The organism is Pseudomonas zhanjiangensis (assembly GCF_041027545.1).
Classification (GTDB): Bacteria; Pseudomonadota; Gammaproteobacteria; order Pseudomonadales; family Pseudomonadaceae; genus Aquipseudomonas; species Aquipseudomonas zhanjiangensis.
Map to the genome: position 1 here is coordinate 206,411 of NZ_JBFTEG010000005.1, position 21,647 is coordinate 228,057.

Sequence of the window (21,647 nt, forward strand, 5' to 3'; positions counted from 1 at the left end):
GAAGCCCCCTCTGGCTAACCGGCCAGGCCGACCAGGCGCGCCAGCTCGACGGTGCGGTTGGCATAGCCCCATTCGTTGTCGTACCAGGCGTAGAGCTTCACCTGGGTGCCGCCCACCACCATGGTCGACAGGGCATCGATGATCGAGGAGCGCGGATCGCTGCGGTAGTCGATGGACACCAGCGGCCGCTCCTCGTAGCCGAGGATGCCCTTGAGCGGGCCTTCGGCGGCGGCCTTGAGCAGGGCATTGACCTGCTCGACCGTGGTCGCCTGCTCGACTTCGAACACGCAGTCGGTCAGCGACGCGTTGGCCAGTGGCACGCGCACCGCATGGCCGTTGAGCTTGCCGCGCAGTTCCGGGAAGATCTCGGCGATGGCCGTGGCCGAGCCGGTGCTGGTGGGGATCAGGCTCATGCCACAGGCCCGCGCCCGGCGCAGGTCCTTGTGTGGCTGATCGAGGATGCTCTGGGTATTGGTCAGGTCGTGGATGGTAGTGATCGAGCCGTGACGGATGCCCAGGTGCTGGTGGATCACCTTGACCACCGGCGCCAGGCAGTTGGTGGTGCAGGAGGCGGCGGTGACGATGCGGTGCACGGCCGGGTCGAACAGGTCCTGGTTGACTCCCATGACCACGTTGAGCGCGCCGGCCTCTTTCACCGGGGCGCTGACCACCACGCGCTTGACCCCCTGGTCCAGGTAGGCCGAAAGCACGGCGACGGTCTTCATCTTGCCGCTGGCCTCGATCACCAGGTCGCAGCCCGACCAGTCGCTGTCGGCGATGGCCTTGTTGGCCGTGACCCGGATGCGCTGGCCGTCGATCACCAGGCAGTCGCCGTCGCTGCCGGCCTGGTGTTGCCAGCGGCCGTGCACCGAGTCGAAATTGAGCAGGTGGGCGTGGGTCGCGGCGTCGCCGGCCGGGTCGTTGATCTGCACGAACTGCAACTCCGGCCAGTTCCAGGCCGCGCGCAGGGCCAGGCGGCCGATGCGACCGAAACCGTTGATACCTACTTTGATGGTCATGGCGTGATTTCCTTGAGGCAGTGATCGGTGGACCGGCTCAGCAGCAGGCGGCGAGGCGCTGCGGGCGTTCGCCCATGCAGTCGAGGCGCTGGGCATCGGCGCTCAGCCAGTGGCGGTTGGCCTCCAGCGTGCCGTGCAGCAGGCTCAGCACCCAGGCCGGCAGGGCCGGGTGCAGGCGGTAGTAGACCCATTGGCCCTGGCGCCGATCGGCGAGCAGGCCGGCGCTGCGCAACTGGGCCAGGTGACGAGACACCTTCGGCTGGCTTTCACCCAGGGCGCAGGTCAGCTCGCAGACGCACAGCTCCGCCTCGCGGGTGACCAGCAGCATCATGCGCGCCCGGGTCTCATCGGCCAGGCACTTGAACAGGCGGGTTGGGCTCAGCGGCTCGGGCATGGCGGACGGGTCGGCGTGAATACGATCGGGCGAATATATGGAAATTCATATATGCAGTAAAGCCGATATTCCGGCATCAGCGGCGGCGCGGCCTGTGCCGATCGCCGTCGACTGCGGGTATAGTCGGGCCTGCGGCTCACTCCAGCATCACGACCACAGGCCTTATGCACAGACTCGACCTGAAGATCCGCCTGCACTGCGGCAGCGAAATCGCCATGGGGCCGGGCAAGGCCGATCTGCTCGATGCCATTCGCCAGACCGGCTCGATCAGCGCCGCGGCGCGCAGCCTGGGCATGTCCTACCGGCGCGCCTGGCTGCTGGTGGAGACCATGAACCGCTGCTTCCGCGAACCACTGGTCACCACTCTGGCGGGCGGCCGGCATGGCGGCGGCACCCAGTTGACCGAACTGGGCGAGCAGGTGCTGCGCCGCTACCGCGAACTCTGCGCCCAGGCCCTGGCGGCGGTGCAGGGCGGGCTCGACGAGCTCGCCGGGTTGCTCGCCGATCCTGCAACGCAGCTGTGATGGCGCCGCCCTGGGCGCAGTGCTGGACGGCTCGTCGCTGTATATGGAAGGATATAGCGACCTGAATCGCCGCCCTTCCGACCGGAGCCTTCGAATGTCTCTGCAACTGCCGCTGCACAAGCTACTGCGCTCGCTGCTGCTGAGCCTCGGCGTCTTGCTGCTGCCGGCCATGGCCCTGGCCGGTCCGCCCGTGGTGGCCGCCGCGGCCAATATGCAGTTCGCTCTGGAGCAGATCGCCAGCCGCTTCCAGGCCGACACCGGCCAGTCGGTCAAGCTGGTGTTCGGCTCGTCCGGCAATTTCTACCGGCAGATCCGCGCGGGAGCGCCCTTCGAATTGTTCCTCTCGGCCGACGAGGCCTTCGTCGAGCGCCTGGCGGCCTCGGGCAAGACCGCCGATGGCGGCGCCCTCTATGCCATGGGCCGCATCGTCCTGGCGGTGCCGCACGGCTCACCGCTCAAGGCCGACGCCGCCCTCGAGGGGCTGCGCCAGGCCCTGGCGGCTGGGCAGATCCAGCGGTTCGCCATCGCCAATCCCGAGCATGCACCCTACGGCCAGCTGGCCGAGCAGGCCCTGCGCCATGCCGGGCTGTGGCAGGCGCTGCAGGGCAAGCTGGTGCTCGGCGAGAATGTCGCCCAGGCGGCCCAGTTCGCCACCTCGGGCAACGCCCAGGGCGGCATCATCGCCTATTCCCTGGCCCTGGCACCGGACGTGGCCAGGCGCGCCGAGTTCGTCCTGATTCCCGAGCACTGGCACCAGCCGCTACGCCAGCGCATGGTCCTGCTCGAGGGCGCGGGGGCGACCAGCCGGGCCTTCTATCGCTACCTGCAGGCGCCGGCGGCACGGGCCATCCTGCGCCAGTACGGTTTCAGTCTGCCCGAGGCGGGCTAGGGAGTCGCTATGGATTGGCCGGCGCTGCGGCTGTCGCTGCAACTGGCGTTCTGGACCATGCTGATCCTGCTGCCGCTGGGCATCTGGATCGGACGCAAGCTGGCCTGGAGCCGCTTTCGCGGCAAGAGCCTGGTCGAGGCGCTGCTGGCTCTGCCGCTGGTACTGCCGCCGACGGTGCTGGGCTTCTACCTGCTGGTGGTGCTGGCCGCCGATTCCCCGGTCGGCCGGCTCTATCACGAGCTGTTCGGCGCGCAGCTGACCTTCTCCTTCGCGGGCCTGCTGGTGGCTTCGCTGCTGTTCAACCTGCCGTTCGCCATCCAGCCCATGCAGCGGGCCTTCGAGGCCGTGCCGCGGGAGGTGCGCGAGGCGGCGCGCTGTTGCGGTCTGTCGCCCTGGCGGGTGCTGCGGCGCATCGAGCTGCCGCTGGCCTGGCCGGGAATTCTCAGCGCCCTGGTGCTGACCTTCGCCCACACCCTGGGCGAGTTCGGCGTGGTGCTGATGGTCGGCGGCAGCATTCCCGGGGAGACCCGCACCATTGCCATCGCCATCTACGACCGGGTTCAGGCCTTCGACGACCACGCCGCCGGGGTCATGTCGGCGGTGCTGCTGCTGATTTCCCTGGCCGCCATCGGCCTGTCGTATTTCGCCACGGCGCGCTTGGCCAGGAGCCAGGTCCATGACTGACGGCTTGACCCTGCATCTCAGGCAGGCCGGCCCCATTCCGCTGGACGCCGAACTCGAATGCGCGCCGGGCGAGGTGCTGGCCCTGGTCGGGCCGTCGGGCAGCGGCAAGTCGACCCTGCTGCGCAGTATCGCCGGGCTCTATCAGCCGCAGGCCGGGAGCATCCGCTGCGGCGGCCAGACCTGGTTCGACAGCGAGCAGGGCATCGCCCTGGCGACCCAGCACCGCCGGGTCGGCATGGTATTCCAGCATTTCGCCCTGTTTCCCCACCTGAGCGCCGAGGACAACGTCGCCGAGGCGCTGCTCGACTACCCCCGGGCGCAGCGCCGCGAGCGTGCCCAGGCCTGGCTCGAGCGGGTGCATCTGCAGGGGCTGGGCCAGCGCCGGCCGCATCAGCTGTCCGGCGGTCAGCAGCAGCGCGTCGCGGTGGCCCGGGCCCTGGCCCGCGAGCCAAGGGTGTTGCTGCTCGACGAGCCGTTCTCGGCGGTGGACCGGGCGACCCGCGAATCGCTCTATCACGAGCTGGCCGAGTTGCGTCGCGAGCTGCGCATGCCGGTGGTGCTGGTCACCCATGATCTGGACGAGGCCACCTTGCTGGCCGATCGCATGTGCATCCTCGCCGCCGGCAGCAGCCTGCAAACCGACAGCCCGGATCGCCTGCTGCAGGCCCCGGTCAGCGCCCAGGTCGCCCGCCTGCTGGGCATGCGCAACCTGTTCCGAGGCGAGATCATCGGCCACGCCGACAGCCACAGCCTGCTGCGCTGGCGCGGCCAGACCCTCAAGGTGCGCCCCCGGCCCGAGCTGCCGGTCGGGCTGGCCGTGGACTGGGCGATGCCGACCTCGGGGGTGCTGTTGATGCCGCTCAACAGCCGCCCCGGCACGCCGCTGGACAACCCGGTGGCGGTGCGCATCGAGCGCCTGCTGCCGCTCGGCGAGCAGTTTCGGGTCAGCCTCGACAGCGGCACCGACAGCCTGAGCATGAACGTGCCGCGGCATGTCGCGCAGCGTTATGGCCTGGCCGAGGGCCAGGCCATCGAGGTGCGCCTGCGCGGCGAGACCATCCACCTGATGCCGGGCTGATTCAAAAAAAAGGCGGCCAATGGCCGCCGAAAACATCCCTGGAGGGATTCGCTTACTTGATCTGGATGCGCTCGAGCAGGTAGGCCTTGGCGCTGCTGTCGCCGATGCGGGCGGCTTCGTCGGCCAGGCGCAGGGCGCGCTCCAGATCCTGGCCGGCCAGGGCGGCGTCGATGCCCTGGCGGTAGTAGGCCTGGGTTTCCGGCAGCACGGCCGGGTCGGGCACGCTGGGCAGTTGGTTACCCATTTCCATGCCGATGCTGCGCGGCGGCACATAGCTGTTGGCCAGCTGGCTGCCGTTCTGGTCCTCGATCAGCACCAGCTTGATGATGCCTTCCGGCGCATGCTTGGCCACCAGGTCGGGAATGTTCGGCGGCTGGTTGCCGCGGGCCTTGGCATAGGCCTTGGCCGGATGTTCGATGATCGTCTGGCCGGCCATCTGCGCCTCGCTGGTGTAGAGCACCAGGTAGCTTTCGTTGCCGGGGTTGTCCAGGTACAGCCGATCGATCCTGATCTGGGCATCCAGGCTGTCGCCCTTGAGGCCCTGGGCCGGCACGTAGGTGAAGTCGTCCACGCCGAGCAGGCGGGTGATGCGGAACTGGCTGTCGAGCAGCATGGCGTTCGGCGCCAGCACGCTGTCGCCGGCCTGGCTGTACAGGCGGATCTCGAAGGAGCGGCTGTTCTGTGGCAGCTTGAAGGCGCGCAGGAAGCTCTTGCCGGTCTTGAACTCGAAAGCCGGGGCGTTGCGGTCGATCACCAGGTTGCCGCTGAAACCGGGTTCGAGCGGGGTGTAGGGCAGGGTGCTGAGCGAACTGCAGCAGATCGGCGCCGCCGCGAGTGCCTGCCGAGCCGAATCCTGGGAAACCTTCAGCGGCGCGGGGGCCTGGCTCAGGGCATCGACCCGGCGCAGCGAGTCGCCGGCGCAGCCGGCCAGCAACAGCCCGAGCAGCGCGAGGCTGGTTGTCTTGAAGTGCGGCATGGTTGTTCCTCTTATTGTGTTCACGCCTGTGAGCCCTGGTCATGTGTGCGGCGGTGTTCGCCAGGACCGGACTCTTCGAAAAAGGGCCCCGGCCTGTTGCAGGTCCGGGGCAAAAAAGAAACACACAGGAGCGTTGTAGCGTCGCCAGGCCGCCCGGATGCAACGGGCGACTAGCCGGTTACCACCAGGCCTCGGCCTGTACGCCGAAGGTCAGGCCGTTGTCGTCGCCGACCTCGACCGACTCGCTGGCGGCGTTGTACTTGTCGCCGTCCCACATGGCGTAGGTGGCGAACACGCGGATCTGCGGGCGGGCCCAGAAGCTGCTGCCGGCGGACCACTGCTGGGCCAGGGTGATCTTCTTCAGGTCGACGGTGTCGGCGCCATCGGCCTGCGGGTTGACCCGGTCGTAGCCGAACTCCAGGGCGGTGCTCATGACGTTGTCCCACTTGTAGACCGGACGCACGCCGAACGACAGCCACTGCTGGCCGGAGTCGTTGTCGAAGTCCTTGTTCTCGTAGATCTGCACGTACATCATTTCGATGTTGTCGCTCAGCGACACTACGCCCTGGTTGACCAGGCGCTGCATGGTTCCGTCGCTGTTGCCGGTGCTGTTGCGCCCGCTGGAGCCGATGATGCCGTCGGTGCCGTACTGCAGGGCCAGCTTGTTGAAGCCGCCGAACCAGTTGCCCTGGACATGCTGCACGGTGAGCAGGTGGCCCTTCTGGTCCTGGTAGCCCGGGTCCTTCTCCTGTTCGTCGGTGAGGTTGGCCTTGCCGAAGTCGTAGCCGAACTCCAGCTTGCCGTCGGTGTTGAAGGCGATGTCGTTGAGGCGGAAGTCGAAGGTGTCGTTGGCCACGTTGGTGCCGGTGCCGGCACCGTCATAGACCCAGTCGCCATCGGTGTTGCGTACCCAGGCCACATGCGCCTTGGCGAAGCCCAGGTCGATGTTCTCGATGCCGGCGCCCGGGCCGGAGACGTCCCAGTAGTAGTAGTCGTTGATGTGCACGTCATGGCGCTGGTAGTAGCGCTTGCCGGCCCACAGGGTGGAGCCGGGCAGCATGCTCAGGATGTTCTTGCCCTGCACGTTGAACTGGCGAACCGAGCTGGTGCCGTCGCCGAAGGGGTTGTCTTCGCTGTCGGTGGCTTCCCAGTCGTTCTCCTGGCCGGAGACGTAGGCGATCATGCTGTCGACGTAGAAGCTCTGCTCGCCTTCCTTCCAGACTTCCTGGCCCAGGCCGATCTCGGCGTAGGTCTCGCACTCGTTACCCAGACGGTACTTGGCCGGCGCGCCGGCGGCCTTGAAGCAGGCCTGGTCGCCGCCGCCGGCGGTGGCGCCGATGCCGGAGCGCAGGTAGCCGTGGAAGTCCACGGCCAGGGCCGGGGTCGCCAGCAGCATGGCGGCGAGCAGGGCGGTGGGCCGGAACAGCTGTGCAGGTTGGATCTTGTTCATCGTGGGACCTTTTTTGTTTTTGGATTCAGGGTTGCCAGAGACTTGCGGGTTGCCGCCTGGGGTTTCTGCCGGGCGAGCGCGTGCACCGGGCGAGAGCGGCCTGGCACGAGGACGGCGCGGCGGGAGAGCCCTTAGGGGTGCGGCGGGATGTGCAGACGAGACGGAGCGGTCATGGGGGATACCTTTATTGTTGTTGTCGTGAGCAAGGCAGGTGCTTGCTCTGTGTTCGAGTCTAACCAGGCCGATTGCCGCCTCCGGTAACGAAGGGATGCGCGATAGTCACAGCCCGGTTACATGTGCAGGCCTGCTGCCGACCATTGCCCGGAGCGATGCCGGGTGGACCGTCCCGTTGGCTGCACCGCGAATGCCAGGGTGGCGGCTGGGGTAATCCTCAGTGAACGGCCCGGCCTGCACATCATCCCGGCGGATCTTTTTCAGGGCTGAGTCGCGGGGGCGTAGCTCATCCGGGGCGGGGGTGAGGGGTTCTACGCCGCACGCCTACGCCCCGGAACATCCTCGCGGCAGGCATGGCCGTTGCGCACTGGCGGGCGGGCCGCCAGTGTGTGCGGATCAAGCTCGCCCAGGTGCAGTCGGTCGGTGCATTGGTGCAGCAGATCCGCCCTATCGCCGGCATGGTGCGGCAGATCAGCCAGGCCACCGCCCGGCAACGGCAGGCGGCCGAAGAGCTGATGCACGGCATCCACGGGGAGCCCGAGGGCAATATGCGGCGCCTGCGCGGCATCAGCGACAGCAGCGCGCGCCAGGCGGCGATGGTCGGCGAGCAGCAGGCGCTGTGCAGCCGCTATCTGACCTGAGGTTAACGCCCTGCGCACCGGGGTCACTCGCCGAGCTGCCAGGCCTGGGCCTGCACCCAGGCCTTTCGCAGCTGCGTCTGCCACTGCCGCTGGCTCCGTTGCGCGAGCAGCCCCAGGCGCCGCAGGTCATTGCCCCGTGCCTCCAGGCAGCCGGCCAGCCAGTCGATGCGCGCCAGGGTCAGCGGCGTGCAGGTCTGGCCGCCGAGGTCGTCGTGCAGGTCGAGCCAGTGCGAGCGCCAGGCCTCCTTCAGGTAGAGGCCGTCGAGGCCGGCAGCCAGGGCGCCTTGCCAGGAAGCCATGATCGCCTCCAGCCAGCTCAGTACCCCGGCGCTGGCGCCGCGCCGGGCCAGCTCGTGGTGCAGGCGCCGGTACGCCTCTAGGGCGATGCGCTTCTCCAGTTCGAAGGCGTTCAGTGCCTGTTGTTCGCCGTGTTTTTCCAGCTGCAGCAGGCAGGCGAAGTACTGGCGCGTCTCGAAGCGCTCGGCGGCATGGAACTGCGGGCTCGCGCAGCCGTTGCTGTTGAATGCGCGTAGCGGCTCGAAGCGGTACATGTAGCCGAAGTCGAACAGGCGGATGCGGCCATCGTCGAGGGTGTTGCCGGGGCACAGGTCCCACTCGAACAGGCCTTCGAGCAGCAGTTCATGCAGGCAATCGAACAGCTGCAGCAGACGCCGCTCGTTCCAGTCACCGACCGCCTGGCCGTCGATCCAGGGCGACAGGAGCAGGCCCTGGCGGTAGCTGGCGTACTGGGTGTCGACCAGGGCGGCGAAGCGTTCGGCGCCGCCCGCAGCGGTTTTCAGGCGCTGGATGTCGGCGCGGCGCTGGACCTCGTTGAGAAAGGAGGTCTGGCCGTCGACGTTGGCCACCTTGCAGCGCGGACGGGCGCGCTTGAGCGTCCACGCGCGTCCGCCGGCCTCGATCCGGTAGACCTCGGCGGTCAGGCCGCCGGCGAAGTGCCGGGTGACCCAGGGGCTGGCGGTCGTGCTGGCGAGCAGTTGCTCGACGGGCAGCGGGCAGTCGTCGGCGCGGCCGACCTCGAGTTCCTCGCCGCTGGCGGCGAAGGCCAGCTGGGCCTGGTGACGCCGTTGTTCCGGGCTCATGGGTGTGGCTCCGCGCTGCCGCCCTGGACGATCACCACCCGGTCCGCGCCGAGGCTGCGGGCGAAGGCGTAGGGCTGGTTGGACAGGCGCTGGTGCTGGCCGGCGCCGATGGCCGGGTGACGGGCGCGGAACTGGCCGAGGGTCTGCCAGTGGCGGATCAGCGCGGCGACCTCGGGGCGATCATGGGCATTCCAGTTCATCGGCGAGCGGGTGCCCTGTTGCGGGTCCGAGCCGCTCGGCCCCGGCTCGCGGGCGCTTTCGTCGCCATAGTAGAGCTGCACCGCGCCGGGGCTCAGCAGCAGGGCGGCGGCCAGGCCGCGCTGGGCGCTCAGGCGCTTGCCCTGCTCGGCGAAGAATAGCGAGGTGTCGTGGGAGGAGGCGTAGCTCATGAAGTTGTGTCCGGGGTTGTTCGCCAGCAGTTCGGCGTAGTCCTGATAGGTTTTTTCCGCCTGGGCCAGGCAGTCGCTGGCTGGGCCTGCGACCGCGCGCTGGAAGTCGAAGTTGATCAGCGCGTCGAAGCCGTTGGCCTGGTAGGCGCTGGTCTGCGGGCCCTGGCCGAACACCTCGCCGACCATCCAGAAGGGCGCGCCGCTCATGGGGTCGGCCGGATGCGCCCGTGACCAGTCGCCCCGGGCCTGCTCGGCGGCCCGGCGCAGCGCGGCCCAGCTGGCCATGTCGACATGCTTGACGGTGTCGGCGCGAAAGCCGTCGACGCCGAACTCGCGAACCCAGAACGTCAACCACTCCACCAGGTAGTCGCGCACCCGGTAGCCGTGGCGCTCGACCGCGCGGGTCGGCTGCTTGTGGCTGAGGAAGGCGGGCAGGGCTACCGCCTGCTCGCTCTCGGTCCTGAAGTCGGGGAGGAAGGCCAGCGAGCCCCTGAGCGGATCGACCAGCACGCTGGGTGGCTTGTCGTAGTCGGCGATGCCGGCGCGCACCCAGTCCTTGCCCCACCAGGCGGTCCAGGCCGGGTGCTGGTAGTCGATCAGGTTGTGGTAGGCGTGCCGGTTCTCGAAGGGCTCGGGGCGCCAGTCGTTCCAGCGCCGCGGCAGGTACTGCTGCATGCCGTCGCGCAGGGCGCCGAAGCCGAACGCCTGCATGTCGGCCAAGGTCGAGTAGCCGGGGTGGTTGAGGACCACGTCGAACAGCACGCGGATGCCGCGTGCATGGGCCTGGTCGATCAGCTCGCGCAGCTCCTGCTCGCGGCCCAGGTTGGCGTCCAGTTCGGTGTAGTCCAGGGCGTAGTAGCCGTGGTAGCCGTAGTGGCGAAAGTCGCCTGCATCGCCACCGCCGACCCAGCGGTGGATCTGCTCATAGGGGGCGCTGATCCACAGGGCGCTGACCCCGAGCCGCTGCAGGTAGTCGAGCTTGCCGGTCAGGCCCTTGAGGTCGCCGCCGTGGAAGGTGCCGATCTCCTGTTCGCCGTCAGACTGGCGGCCATAACTGTGGTCGTTGCTCGGCTCGCCGTTGGCGAAGCGATCGGTGAGGACGAAGTAGACGATCGCGTTGCGCCAGTCCAGCGGCGGCTGGGGCCCTGGCTCGGCGGCCTCGAGCAACAGCAGGCCGGCGCTGTCGGGCGCCGGGGTCAGCCGCACCCGGCCGCCTTGCACCGTCGCCAGCTGGCCGCCATAGGCGTCGCGCAGCACCTGGCCCTCGGTGAATACCCGGCTGACATCGACCTCCAGGGCCTCGCCTTGCCAGCGCGGGCAGCCACTCGGCGCCTTGCTCGCGGCGATCGGCAGCAGGCGCAGGTAGGCTGGCGCCTCGTCCTGATACAGCAGGCGGTAGCGGCCGGGGTGGGTCACCTGCAGGCTCAGCTGGCTGCCGGCCTGCCAGTCCTGGCGCCGATAGAGGGCCAGGGGCCGAGTAGGGGTCGGTGCATGGGCCGAATCACGCAGCAACAGCTGGCCGGATGGCAGGTCGAGTTCGACGCTGTAGCGCCGGGGGCCGTCGCTGGACCAAGGCAACGTCAGAGGCTGTTGTTCCACAAAGGCCTGCAGGGGCGGATCGGCGCTGGCCGGCAGGACGAGCAGGCTCAGGAGCAGGCCGCTCAGTGCGGCCAGTGGCGGTAGAGGGTGGCGCATGGGGTTCTCCCTGAACAGTCGAGCGGCCATTAGAACCAAGCGCCGCCGTCGCCGGCAGGCGCAGGCAGGGCGGGCAAGCGCGTTTTTTTGCCGGCCGACTGGCAGACTACGCCCCGGCCCTACGCCCCAGATGGCCGAGGCGGGGAGGATGTGTCGGCTTGACCTTCTGGTTGAGGATGCAGGGGCTGCACGACCAACCATTGGCAGGCAGCGGTTGTGGATCAACAATAAGAAGCCACGAGGACAACTCACCATGCTCTCCATGAATAAAAACAAGCTGTTTAGTGCCGCCGCCATCGGTCTGGCCGCCACCCTGAGCCTGCCGCTGCCGACGCAGGCGGCCATCGAAGAGGGCAAGCTGGTCATCTGGATCAACGGCGACAAGGGCTACAAGGGGTTGGCCGAGGTGGGCGAGCGGTTCACCGCGGACACCGGGATCGAGGTCGAGGTGGCCCACCCCGACAGCGCCACCGACAAGTTCCAGCAGGCCGCCGCCACCGGCAACGGCCCGGACATCTTCATCTGGGCCCACGACCGCTTCGGCGAATGGGCGCAGAGCGGGCTGATCTCGCCGATCAACCCGAGCGCGGCGCGCAAGGCCGAGATCGAGGACTTCGCCTGGGATGCGGTGACCTACCAGGGCAAGCTGTGGGGTTATCCGCTGGCGGTCGAGGCCACCGGCCTGCTGTACAACAAGGCCCTGGTGCCGACCCCGCCGCAGAGCTTCGACGAGGTCATGGCGCTCAATGCCGAGCTGGCCAAGTCGGGCAAGCGCGCCATCCTCTGGGATTACAACAACACCTACTTCAGCTGGCCGTTGCTGGCCGCCAATGGCGGCTACGTGTTCGCCAAGACCGACGGCGGCTATGACGTCGCCCAGACCGGGGTCAACAATGCCGGCGCCAAGCAGGGCGCGCAGACCCTCAGGGCCCTGATCGACGCCGGGGTGATGCCCAAGGGCGCGGACTACAGCGCGGCCGAGGCGGCCTTCAACAAGGGCGAGTCGGCGATGTTCATCAGCGGCCCCTGGGCCTGGGCCAACGCCAAGAAGAGCGGCATCGATTTCGGCGTGGCGCCGATTCCCGCCGTCGGCGATGCGCTGAGCCGGCCGTTTACCGGGGTGATGGCTGCCACCCTCAACGCCGCCAGCCCGAACCAGGCCCTGGCCGTGGAGTTTCTCGAGAACTACCTGCTCCAGGTCGAGGGGTTAAAGACGGTGAACGCCGACGTGCCGCTGGGCGCGGTGCCGAACAAGGCCTACATGGCCGAGCTGGCCAGCGATCCCTTGATCAAGGCCACCTTCGACAACGCCGCCATGGGCCGGCCGATGCCCAACGTGCCGCAGATGGGCGCCTTCTGGTCGGCCATGGGCCCGGCACTGACCAACATCACCTCGGGTCGCCAGACCGTGGACGCCGCACTCGATGACGCTGCCAAGCGCATCGCCAAGTGAAATCCGGCCAGCGCCGACGCGTCGCGTCGGTGCTGAGCTGCCGCGAGGCTATAAGTAAATGACTGCCGTGAATCTTCCTGCCGATCTGGCCCGCCCTGCCATGCCCAAGTTTGTTTCCCTGACGCTGCTGCGCAAGGCCCTGCACTGGTCCGTCTGGGGGCTGTGCAATGCCCTGGCGCTGTACCTGGTGATGGCGCTCTATGCCCAGCAGCAGCTGGCCTTCGCCCTGCTCGGGTTGGTGGTGACCGGTCTCGCCAGCTTCATATTCATCAGCAAGCGCACCTATGCCCATCGCTACATCTACCCGGCGCTGGCCGGCATGCTGGTGTTCGTGATCTTTCCGCTGCTGTACACGGTGGGCATCGGCTTCACCAACTACAGCGGCAGCAACCTGCTGAGTTTCGAGCAGGCGCAGCGTTACCACCTGAACCAGACTTACCTGGCCGGCGATCGCCATGCCTTCGGCCTGCACCGCGATGCCCAGGGCCAGCTGCGCCTGCGCGTCGAGGCGGGCGAGCAGGGTGCGCTGGTCTCGCCACCGCTGGTCGGCGATCCGGCTGCCAGCGAGCCGCTGGAGCTGGCGCCGGCGAGCGCCGTCGAGCTGGGCGCGGCGCTGCCCCTGCGCGAGGTGATCCAGCACCGCGCCGAGCTGGAACGCTGGGTGCTGCGCACCGCCCAGGGCGAGCTGCTGCGCCTCTACGGCCTGCGCGAGGTGGCGGCGGTCAAGCCGCTGTACCGCCTGCTGGACGGTGGCGACCTGCAGAACACCCGCAGTGGCGAGGTGCTCAGCGCCAATTGGGACAGCGGCTTCTATGTCGACAGCCATGGCAATCAGGTGGCGCCCGGTTTCACCGTGTACGCCGGCTGGAGCAATTTCGCCAAGGTGCTGAGCGATCCGAGCATCCGCGCGCCCTTCCTGGAGATCTTCGTCTGGACGGTGGCCTTCGCCGGGCTGACCGTGCTCTTCACCCTGGCCGTCGGCCTGCTCCTGGCCAGCCTGCTGCAGTGGGAGATGGTCGGCGGCAAGGCGTTCTACCGGGTCATGCTGATCCTGCCCTACGCGGTGCCGGCCTTCATCTCGATTCTGGTGTTCCGCGGCCTGTTCAACCAGAACTTCGGCGAGATCAACCTGATGCTCGACAGCCTGTTCGGCGTGCGCCCGGACTGGTTCAGTGACCCGACCCTGGCCCGCGGCATGATCCTGCTGGTCAACACCTGGCTCGGCTACCCCTACATGCTGCTGCTGTGCATGGGCCTGCTGCAGGCGATCCCGCGCGACCTCTATGAGGCCTCGGCGATGGATGGCGCCACGCCCCTGGACAACCTGCTGAAGATCACCCTGCCGCTGCTGATCAAGCCGCTGGCGCCGCTGCTGATCGCCAGCTTCGCCTTCAACTTCAACAACTTCGTGCTGATCACCCTGCTGACCCGCGGCGGCCCGGACATCATCGGCGCCACCACCCCGGCCGGCACCACCGACCTGCTGGTGAGCTACACCTACCGCATCGCCTTCCAGGACTCCGGGCAGAACTTCGCCCTGGCGGCGGCCATCGCCACCCTGATCTTCCTGGTGGTCGGCGGCATGGCCTGGCTCAACCTGAAACTGTCGAAAGTGAAAGTCTGAGGAATACGTCCATGGCAATGGTGCAACCCAAATCCGTGAAATACCGCCTGTGGCTGACCCACCTCGGCCTGCTCGGCTTCATCGCCCTGATCGTCTTCCCGCTGCTGATGGTGGTGTCGATCTCCTTCCGCGAGGGCAACTTCGCCAGCGGCAGCCTGCTGCCGGACCAGCCGACCCTGGAGCACTGGTCGCTGGCCCTGGGCATTCCCTATACCCTGGCCGATGGCAGCGTGGTGCAGCCGCCGTTTCCGGTGCTGACCTGGCTGGGCAACTCGCTGAAGATCGCCTTGATCAGCTCGGCGCTGATCCTCATGCTGTCGACCACCGGCGCCTACGCCTTCGCCCGCCTGCGTTTCGCCGGCAAGGGGCCGATCCTCAAGGGCATGCTGATCTTCCAGATGTTCCCGCCGGTGCTGTCGCTGGTGGCGATCTATGCGTTGTTCGACCAGCTCGGCCAGTACGCCGGCTGGCTCGGGGTCAACAGCCACGGCGCGGTGATCGTCGCCTCGCTGGGCGGCATGGCCCTGCATATCTGGACCATCAAGGGCTATTTCGAGAGCATCGACGCCTCCCTGGAGGAGGCCGCCATCGTCGACGGCGCCACCACCTGGCAGGCCTTCATGCACATCCTGCTGCCGATGAGCGTGCCGATCCTGGCGGTGGTGTTCATCCTCGCCTTCATCACCAGCATCACCGAATACCCGATCGCCTCGGTGCTGCTGATGGACGTCGACAAGTTGACCCTGTCGGTCGGCGCCCAGCAGTACCTGTACGAGCAGAACTACCTGTGGGGCGACTTCGCCGCCGCCGCGGTGCTCTCCGGCCTGCCGATCACCGCGGTGTTCCTCTACTGCCAGAAGTGGATCGTCGGCGGCCTGACCGCCGGCGGGGTCAAGGGCTAGGGGGAGGCGTTGTCATCCAACTTTGCCGCGCCCTCGGTGGATGGATGAAGCCTCAGCTACGCGCCCCGATCCACCCGACGTATTATCCGCGCGTTGCGCTTGACGTAAGATTCGACGCTACCCGAGACAACGACAATTAACGGGAGTGGTATATGACTGTTGCGGCGCCTGCGCCTCTGCCCCTGATTCCGGCCAAGCTCACCGCGCCGGCGCTGCATCCCGGGCTGCTCGCCCGGCCGCGTTTCGACGAGTGGCTGCCGCGTCTGGCAAAGGTGCGCCTGGCGGTGCTGCAGGCGCCCAGCGGCTACGGCAAGACGGTGCTGGCCGGCCAATGGGCGGCGGCCTTCGACGGCCCGGTGGCCTGGCTCAACCTGGACGCCAGCGACAACGGCCCGCGGCAGTTCGGCCGCTACCTGCTCAATGCCCTGGATGCCCGGCTGGAGGCCGGCTGCCCGCTGGGCGTGGCGCGCGCCGAGCAGGGCGGCGAGGGCCTGGACGGCCTGCTGACCCGCCTGCTCGCCGAGCTGCCGGCCAGCCATCCGCCCCTGCTGCTGGTGCTCGACGAGTTCGAGGTGCTGGACAACCGCGAGGTGATCCAGGCGCTGCGCTTCTTCCTGCGCAACATGCCCGAGTGGCTGACCCTGCTGGTGTGCAGTCGCGGCTTGCCGGACCTGGGCGTCGCCGAGTTGCGTATCCGCCAGCAGCTGCTGGCGCTGGACGCCGCGCAACTGGCCTTCGAGCACGACGAGGTGCAGGAGTTGCTCGAGCTGGGCCTGCCGTTCGGCATCAACCGCGAGCAGGTCGAGCGCCTCAATCGGCGCATCGGCGGCTGGCCCTGCGCCCTGCAACTGGCTCTGCAGGAGGTGCAGACCGGCCGCGGCATGGACCTGTTCCTGGAAAGCCTGCAGCTGGGTCATCCCTACATCCGCGACTACCTGCGCGAACAGGTGCTCGCCGGCCTGAGCGAGCAGACCCTGGATTTCCTCCAGTCCACCTGCCTGCTCGAGCGCTTCAGCGCCGCCCTGGCCGACCGCCTGACCGCCAGCTGCAACGGCCGCGAGATGCTCGAACAGCTCGAGCGCAACGGCCTGTTCATCCAGCCGGTGGACAGCCTGCGCCAGTGGTTCGCCTATCACCCGCTGTTCGCCTGTTTCCTGCGCGGCGAGTTGAGCATCCACCAGCCGCAGCGCATCGCCGAGCTGCACCTGCGCGCCGCCGAGGCGCTGTTCGAGGAGCAGATGCCGGAGGAGGCGGCGCGTCATGCGGTGCTCGCCGGCAGCGCCGAGCGGGTCGCCCAGGTGCTGGACAAGCACGGCCGGCAGTTCTACCGCCAGGGCTTGCTGAGCCTGCTGCAGCGTTGCCTGGCGGTGCTGCCGGAAAACCAGGTGGCCGAGTCGCCGCTGTTCACCCTGCTGCAGGCCTGGGTGTCGCAGAACCAGTATCAGTTCGACCAGGCCGAACGCTGGCTGCAGGCCGGCGAGCAGGTGCAGCGCAGTACCGTGGCCCCGGAGCAATGGCCGCGCATCGAGGCGGACTTCAAGGCGGTGCGCGCGCAGATGGCGATGAACCAGGGCAACGAGCACAAGGCCATCGAACTGGCCCGCGAGTCCCTGGCCCGCGAGCCGTCGATCATGCGCACCTCCAGGGTCGCGGCGCTCTCGGCCCTGGCCGAGGCGCATTTCGTCCAGGGCGCGCTGCTGCCGGCGCAGCAGCAGTACGAGGAGGCCGAACGTCGCGGCCGCGAGATCCGCGCCTCGCACCAGGTGCTCTGGAGCCTCGGCCAGCTGTCGGAGATCGCCATCGCCCAGGGCTACCTGCAGAAGGCCTACAACCTGCAGGAGCGGGCGCTGCAGTACATCGAGCAGGAGCAACTGCAGGCCACGCCGATCATGGAGTTCATCTACCGGGTGCGCGGTCAGGTGCTGTGGGAATGGCATCACCTCGATGCCGCCGAGCAGACCGCGCTGCAGGGCCTGGAAATCCTCGACGCGCTGGGTGACCACTGGTTCCTGCAGTGCTACGTGCTGCTCGCCCGGGTCGCCCATGCCCGCGGCCAGCAGGCGGTCTGCGCCGACTACATCGCCAAGCTCAAGAGCATGCTGGCCGACGACAGCTACCACATCGACTGGCGGGCCAACGCCCACGCGGTGATGCTCGGCTACTGGGAGTCGACCCAGGACAAGGAGGCCATCCAGCAGTGGCTGGGCACCGCGCCGCCGCTGGCGCCGGCGGTCAACCACTTCACCCAGTGCAACGCGCGCAACCATGTGCGCGCCTACCTGGCGCTGAACCAGAGCGACAAGGCCGTGGCGATCCTGCGCCAGCTGCAGAGCTCGGCCGAGCGCCACCAGCTGGTGATGGACCAGAACCGCAACCACATCCTCCAGGCCCAGCTGCACTGGCAGCGCGAGGAGCGCCAGGCGGCCCTCGACCACCTGCAGCAGGCCCTGACCCTGGCCAGTCGCACCGGCGCCATCGGCAGCTTCCTGCGCGTCGGCAAGCCGCTGATCGTCATGCTCAAGGGCCTGCAGCACGAGCGCCAGCTCGACGAATTGGAACACCAGCGCGCGGAGCGCCTGATCCAGCTGGCCCAGCAGCAGCGCGACTTCGGCCGGGCGATCCGCATCAGCCTGGACGAGGCGGTGATCCAGGACATCATCAACCGCCCGGACGTGCCCGAGCTGATCCGCCACTCGCCGCTGACCCGGCGCGAATGGCAGGTGCTCAGCCTGATCCATGCCGGCCTGTCCAACGAGCAGATCTCCGAGCACCTCAACGTGGCGCCGACCACCATCAAGACCCATATCCGCAGCCTCTACCAGAAGCTCGCCATCACCCAGCGCAGCGAGGCGGTACAGCTGGCGCGCAGCCTGCTGAGCAAGATCCAGGGCGAGTAGGGGGCGGCGTCTTGCCGCGTCTTGCGTTGCACTCCTCGCTTTGCGCGCGCCCTCGTGGCGCGCGCTGCGCTTCTTCGGCAAGGCCGCGCGTCCCGATTGCGCCCGGCACTACGCCCCCTGCGCTCATCCGCCGGCAGGGGCGCGACTCCTCCCCCCTACGCCCTCGCCATACGCCTGGCAAAACCCGTGCGGGGAGGATGTGGGCGCCATGGCGCTGGCCTAGAGTGGCCGGCGTCATAACCAATAAGAAGGCTGTGCCGTATGGCTGTTTCCCGCAAGGACTGGTGGCGCGGTGGCGTCATCTACCAGGTGTATCCACGCAGTTTCTTCGACAGCAACGACGATGGCGTGGGTGATCTGCCGGGCGTGCTGAGCAAGCTGGACTACATCGCCAGCCTCAACGTCGACGCCATCTGGCTGTCGCCGTTCTTCACCTCGCCGATGAAGGACTTCGGCTACGACGTGTCCGACTACCGCGGCGTCGATCCGCTGTTCGGCACCCTGGAAGACTTCCAGGCCCTGGTCGGTGCGGCCCATGAGCGCGGCCTGCGGATCTTCATCGACCAGGTGCTCAACCACTGCTCCGACCAGCATCCCTGGTTCGCCGAGAGCCGCTCCAGCCGTCACAACGCCAAGGTCGACTGGTTCGTCTGGGCCGAGGCCAACCCGGACGGCACCCCGCCGAACAACTGGCTGTCGGTGTTCGGCGGCTCGGCCTGGAGCTGGGACAGCCGGCGCAAGCAGTACTACCTGCACAACTTCCTGGCCAGCCAGCCGGACCTGAACTTCCACTGCGAGGCGCTGCAGCAGCAGTTGCTCGACGACATGCAGTTCTGGCTCGAACTGGGCGTCGACGGCTTCCGCCTGGACGCGGCGAATTTCTATTTCCATGACCAGCAGCTGCGCGACAATCCGCCCAATCCGGACATTCGCGAGGGCGGCATCGGCGTGCGCGCCGACAACCCCTACGCCTACCAGCGCCATGTCTACGACAAGAGCCAGCCGCAGAACCTCGATTTTCTGCGCCGCCTGCGCGCGCTGATGGAACGCTACCCGGGTACTTCCAGTGTCGCCGAGATTGGCTGCGACAACTCGCTGCGCACCATGGCCGCCTATACCAGTGGCGGCAATACCCTGCACATGGCCTATTCCTTCGACCTGCTCACCGCCCAGTGCAGCCCGGCCTTCATCCGCCATACGGTGGAGGCCATCGAGAGCGAGCTGGCCGACGGCTGGCCCTGCTGGTCGGTGGGCAACCACGACGTGGTGCGGGTGATGAGCCGCTGGGCCCTGCAGGGCAAGCCGGAGGCCGCCCGCGGACGCCTGCTGATGGCCTTGCTGTTGTCGTTGCGCGGCAGCGTGTGCCTGTACCAGGGCGAGGAACTGGGCCTGGAGGAGGCCGAACTGGCCTACGAGGACCTGGTCGACCCCTACGGCATACGCTTCTGGCCGGAGTTCAAGGGCCGCGACGGCTGCCGCACGCCCATGCCCTGGCAGCACGACGCGGCCCATGCCGGCTTCAGCGCGCACCAGCCCTGGCTGCCGGTGGCCGAGAGCCACCGGGCGTTGGCGGTGGACGTCCAGGAGCAGGATGCGGATTCGATGCTCAACAGCTACCGGCGCTTCCTCGCCTGGCGCCAGGCGCAGCCGGTGCTGATCGAAGGCACGATCCGCATGCGTCATCACGACGAGGCGTTACTGGTGTTCGAGCGCCGGCTGGGCGATGAGGCCTGGTTGTGCCTGTTCAACATGAGCGCGAGCGAGCGCCGCTACGACCTGCCGTTGATGGTCGAGCCGCTCGAAGCGGTTCCCGCCAGCACTGCCGAGTTCCTCGGCAGCTGGGTACACTTGCCGGCCCACGGCTTCGGTTTTGCCCGCCTGCTGGGCTGAGTGGAGAATAAGAAAATGGCCAGCGTCACCCTGCGTAATATCTGCAAGAGCTACGGCGACATCGCCATCACCCGCAATATCGACCTGGACATCGAGGATGGCGAGTTCGTGGTCTTCGTCGGCCCTTCCGGCTGCGGCAAGTCGACCCTGCTGCGGCTGATCGCCGGCCTCGAAGACATCAGCGCGGGCGAGTTGCTGATCGGCGAGCAGCGGGTCAACGACCTGCCGCCGATGGACCGCTCGGTGGGCATGGTGTTCCAGTCCTACGCGCTCTATCCGCACATGACGGTCGCCGAGAACATGGCCTTCGGCCTCAAGCTGGCCAAGGTCGACAAGGGCGCCATCCGGCGCAAGGTCGAGGAGGTCTCGCGCATTCTCCAGCTCGACCAGCTGCTCGAACGCAAGCCCAAGGACCTCTCCGGTGGCCAGCGCCAACGCGTCGCGATCGGCCGCACCATGGTCCGCGAGCCCAAGGTGTTCCTGTTCGACGAGCCGCTGTCCAATCTGGACGCCTTCCTGCGCGTGCAGATGCGCATCGAGATCTCGCGCCTGCACCAGCGCCTGCGCTCGACCATGATCTACGTCACCCACGACCAGGTCGAAGCCATGACCATGGCCGACAAGATCGTGGTGCTCAATGCCGGGCAGATCGCCCAGGTCGGCCAGCCGCTGGAGCTCTACCACTACCCGCGCAACCGCTTCGTCGCCGGCTTCCTCGGCTCGCCGCAGATGAACTTCCTCCAGGTCAGGGCGCTCGCTGCCAGCGCCGAGGCCGTGGAGATCGAGATGCCCGGCGGCTATCGCATGCAGGTACTGGTCGACGGCAGCTCCGTGCAACCGGGTGAGGAACTGACCCTGGGCGTGCGCCCGGAGCATTTCGTCGACGCCGAGCAGGCCGATTTCGCCTTCTACGGGCAGATCAGCGTGGCCGAGCGCCTGGGCGATCACAACCTGATCTACCTGAGCCTGGAAGGCATCGACGAGATGATCACCCTGCGCAGCGACGGCAACCGCAAGGTCGCCGTGGGCGACACCTACGCCGCCGGGCTGATGGCCAACAAATGCCACCTGTTCCGCGCCGACGGCCAGGCCTGCACCCGCCACTACCGCGAGCCGGCGATTCACGGCTGAGCAGGCGCGGGTATGCCTGCCGCCGGCGTACTCGAGCAGTGATCAGTGCGTGCAGGCGCCGTCGAGGCGCAGCAGGGCGAAGGCGCACTCGATTCTAGGCGCGAGGTTGCGTGGCCTTTGCCGCCCTTAGCGTCATGGAGAATGATCCCCCTGCCTGTCTGCGTCGAGATCCTTCCCTCTCAGGCGAGCCACCTTGACCGCGCGCTGTCGTACATCGGCCTGGCTCGCAATTGCCAGGGCCGTGCGGGCAAGGCTATGAGCTCGGCGGCCTCGTGGATCAGTACCCTGGGACTAGGCGCAGGGCGCTTGGCCCTGAGCGCGTCACCCATATCGCCAGGAGCTTTTCGCGCACCTTGGCGTAGGGCAAAACAAGGGCATTGAGCGCCTGTTCTGGGGAGGCGTCGCAACCTGCCTCTCCATCGCCAGCCAGTCGAGAAAGACATTGACATCGGCCCCAGCCAACTCAAGTGGATGGCGCAGTTGATGGAAGCCAATTAAGTAGTCGGTGGCGTAGCAATTGGACTTCTGCCTTCGCACGCTGTAGTGGTTTAAACGGATAACCGCACGAACTGCTCTTGCAGATGAGGCGTGGGGGGTGAACTGTCCATGTTGTAGTGGTCAACCCATCCCGGACAGTGGGTTAAGTTTTTCTTCGGCCACCGCAGGTGGTAGCCCGTCGTTGTATTGATGCGGTCTGATCCAGTTGTAACGGTGCATCAAGTAATGACTGATGTCCC

General features: G+C 67.6%; 17 protein-coding genes and 1 pseudogene. 11 read left to right on the plus strand and 7 right to left on the minus strand.

The window, feature by feature from the left end; translation table 11 throughout:
* Positions 1 to 14: 14 nt before the first annotated feature.
* Positions 15 to 1,019, minus strand: a complete 1,005-nt coding sequence (locus AB5S05_RS09210) for an ArsJ-associated glyceraldehyde-3-phosphate dehydrogenase (protein ID WP_369287203.1) — start codon at positions 1,017 to 1,019, stop codon at positions 15 to 17.
* A 37-nt stretch (positions 1,020 to 1,056) separates the two neighbouring features.
* Positions 1,057 to 1,413, minus strand: coding sequence for a metalloregulator ArsR/SmtB family transcription factor (locus AB5S05_RS09215; protein WP_369287204.1), 357 nt, complete (start codon positions 1,411 to 1,413; stop codon positions 1,057 to 1,059).
* A gap of 164 nt (positions 1,414 to 1,577) precedes the next feature.
* On the opposite strand from AB5S05_RS09215, the gene AB5S05_RS09220 reads away from it, so the two are divergent.
* The 4 genes from AB5S05_RS09220 (at position 1,578) to AB5S05_RS09235 (ending at position 4,588) form a co-directional block, all read left to right on the plus strand.
* The gene (locus tag AB5S05_RS09220; protein WP_369287205.1) at positions 1,578 to 1,937 is read left to right on the plus strand and encodes a winged helix-turn-helix domain-containing protein; all 360 of its coding nucleotides are present in this window, start codon (positions 1,578 to 1,580) and stop codon (positions 1,935 to 1,937) included.
* Between the two features lie 94 nt (positions 1,938 to 2,031).
* Entirely contained in the window at positions 2,032 to 2,826 is a 795-nt protein-coding gene (gene modA / locus AB5S05_RS09225; RefSeq protein WP_369287206.1) for a molybdate ABC transporter substrate-binding protein, read from the plus strand.
* Positions 2,827 to 2,835: 9 nt separating this feature from the next.
* The gene (modB, locus tag AB5S05_RS09230; protein ID WP_369287207.1) at positions 2,836 to 3,510 is read left to right on the plus strand and encodes a molybdate ABC transporter permease subunit; all 675 of its coding nucleotides are present in this window, start codon (positions 2,836 to 2,838) and stop codon (positions 3,508 to 3,510) included.
* Positions 3,503 to 4,588 (plus strand): ABC transporter ATP-binding protein, encoded by a 1,086-nt coding sequence (locus AB5S05_RS09235; RefSeq protein ID WP_369287208.1) that lies wholly within the window; start codon positions 3,503 to 3,505, stop codon positions 4,586 to 4,588. Before modB ends, AB5S05_RS09235 begins: the two co-directional genes overlap by 8 nt.
* A 52-nt stretch (positions 4,589 to 4,640) precedes the next feature.
* Here AB5S05_RS09235 and AB5S05_RS09240 read toward each other — a convergent pair whose 3' ends face one another.
* A complete protein-coding gene (locus AB5S05_RS09240) occupies positions 4,641 to 5,564 on the minus strand; it encodes a MalM family protein (protein ID WP_369287209.1) in 924 nt (307 codons plus the stop codon).
* Positions 5,565 to 5,742: 178 nt separating this feature from the next.
* Positions 5,743 to 7,014 carry a maltoporin gene (locus AB5S05_RS09245; protein WP_369287210.1) on the minus strand — a complete coding sequence of 424 codons (1,272 nt, stop codon included), beginning with the start codon at positions 7,012 to 7,014 and terminating at the stop codon, positions 5,743 to 5,745.
* Between the two features lie 527 nt (positions 7,015 to 7,541).
* Between AB5S05_RS09245 and AB5S05_RS09250 the strand changes: the two genes are divergently transcribed.
* Complete coding sequence (locus AB5S05_RS09250) at positions 7,542 to 7,829, plus strand: hypothetical protein (RefSeq protein ID WP_369287211.1); 288 nt, start codon at positions 7,542 to 7,544, stop codon at positions 7,827 to 7,829.
* Between the two features lie 23 nt (positions 7,830 to 7,852).
* On the opposite strand, the gene AB5S05_RS09255 is transcribed toward AB5S05_RS09250, so the two are convergent.
* Together AB5S05_RS09255 and AB5S05_RS09260 are read right to left on the minus strand one after the other, a co-directional pair.
* Positions 7,853 to 8,929 (minus strand): protein kinase family protein, encoded by a 1,077-nt coding sequence (locus AB5S05_RS09255; RefSeq protein ID WP_369287212.1) that lies wholly within the window; start codon positions 8,927 to 8,929, stop codon positions 7,853 to 7,855.
* Positions 8,926 to 11,013: an alpha-amylase gene (locus AB5S05_RS09260; protein ID WP_369287213.1), complete on the minus strand. Its 2,088-nt coding sequence runs from the start codon at positions 11,011 to 11,013 to the stop codon at positions 8,926 to 8,928. Before AB5S05_RS09260 ends, AB5S05_RS09255 begins: the two co-directional genes overlap by 4 nt.
* Positions 11,014 to 11,275: 262 nt before the next feature.
* Between AB5S05_RS09260 and malE the strand changes: the two genes are divergently transcribed.
* The 6 genes from malE to malK all read left to right on the plus strand — a co-directional run bounded on the left by malE (position 11,276) and on the right by malK (position 20,910).
* Positions 11,276 to 12,466, plus strand: coding sequence for a maltose/maltodextrin ABC transporter substrate-binding protein MalE (gene malE / locus AB5S05_RS09265; protein WP_369287228.1), 1,191 nt, complete (start codon positions 11,276 to 11,278; stop codon positions 12,464 to 12,466).
* A 58-nt stretch (positions 12,467 to 12,524) separates the two neighbouring features.
* Positions 12,525 to 14,090 carry a maltose ABC transporter permease MalF gene (gene malF / locus AB5S05_RS09270; RefSeq protein ID WP_369287214.1) on the plus strand — a complete coding sequence of 522 codons (1,566 nt, stop codon included), beginning with the start codon at positions 12,525 to 12,527 and terminating at the stop codon, positions 14,088 to 14,090.
* 11 nt (positions 14,091 to 14,101) lie between these two features.
* A complete protein-coding gene (gene malG, locus AB5S05_RS09275) occupies positions 14,102 to 14,992 on the plus strand; it encodes a maltose ABC transporter permease MalG (protein ID WP_369287215.1) in 891 nt (296 codons plus the stop codon).
* Positions 14,993 to 15,144: 152 nt separating this feature from the next.
* Complete coding sequence (gene malT / locus AB5S05_RS09280; protein ID WP_369287216.1) at positions 15,145 to 17,889, plus strand: HTH-type transcriptional regulator MalT; 2,745 nt, start codon at positions 15,145 to 15,147, stop codon at positions 17,887 to 17,889.
* Between the two features lie 261 nt (positions 17,890 to 18,150).
* Positions 18,151 to 19,779, plus strand: coding sequence for an alpha-glucosidase (locus tag AB5S05_RS09285; protein ID WP_369287217.1), 1,629 nt, complete (start codon positions 18,151 to 18,153; stop codon positions 19,777 to 19,779).
* 15 nt (positions 19,780 to 19,794) lie between these two features.
* Complete coding sequence (malK, locus tag AB5S05_RS09290; protein ID WP_369287218.1) at positions 19,795 to 20,910, plus strand: maltose/maltodextrin ABC transporter ATP-binding protein MalK; 1,116 nt, start codon at positions 19,795 to 19,797, stop codon at positions 20,908 to 20,910.
* A 321-nt stretch (positions 20,911 to 21,231) separates the two neighbouring features.
* Here the strand turns inward: malK and AB5S05_RS09295 are convergent.
* Positions 21,232 to 21,471: pseudogene (locus AB5S05_RS09295) on the minus strand (phage integrase N-terminal SAM-like domain-containing protein); the annotation flags it as partial.
* Between the last annotated feature and the right edge of the window lie 176 nt (positions 21,472 to 21,647).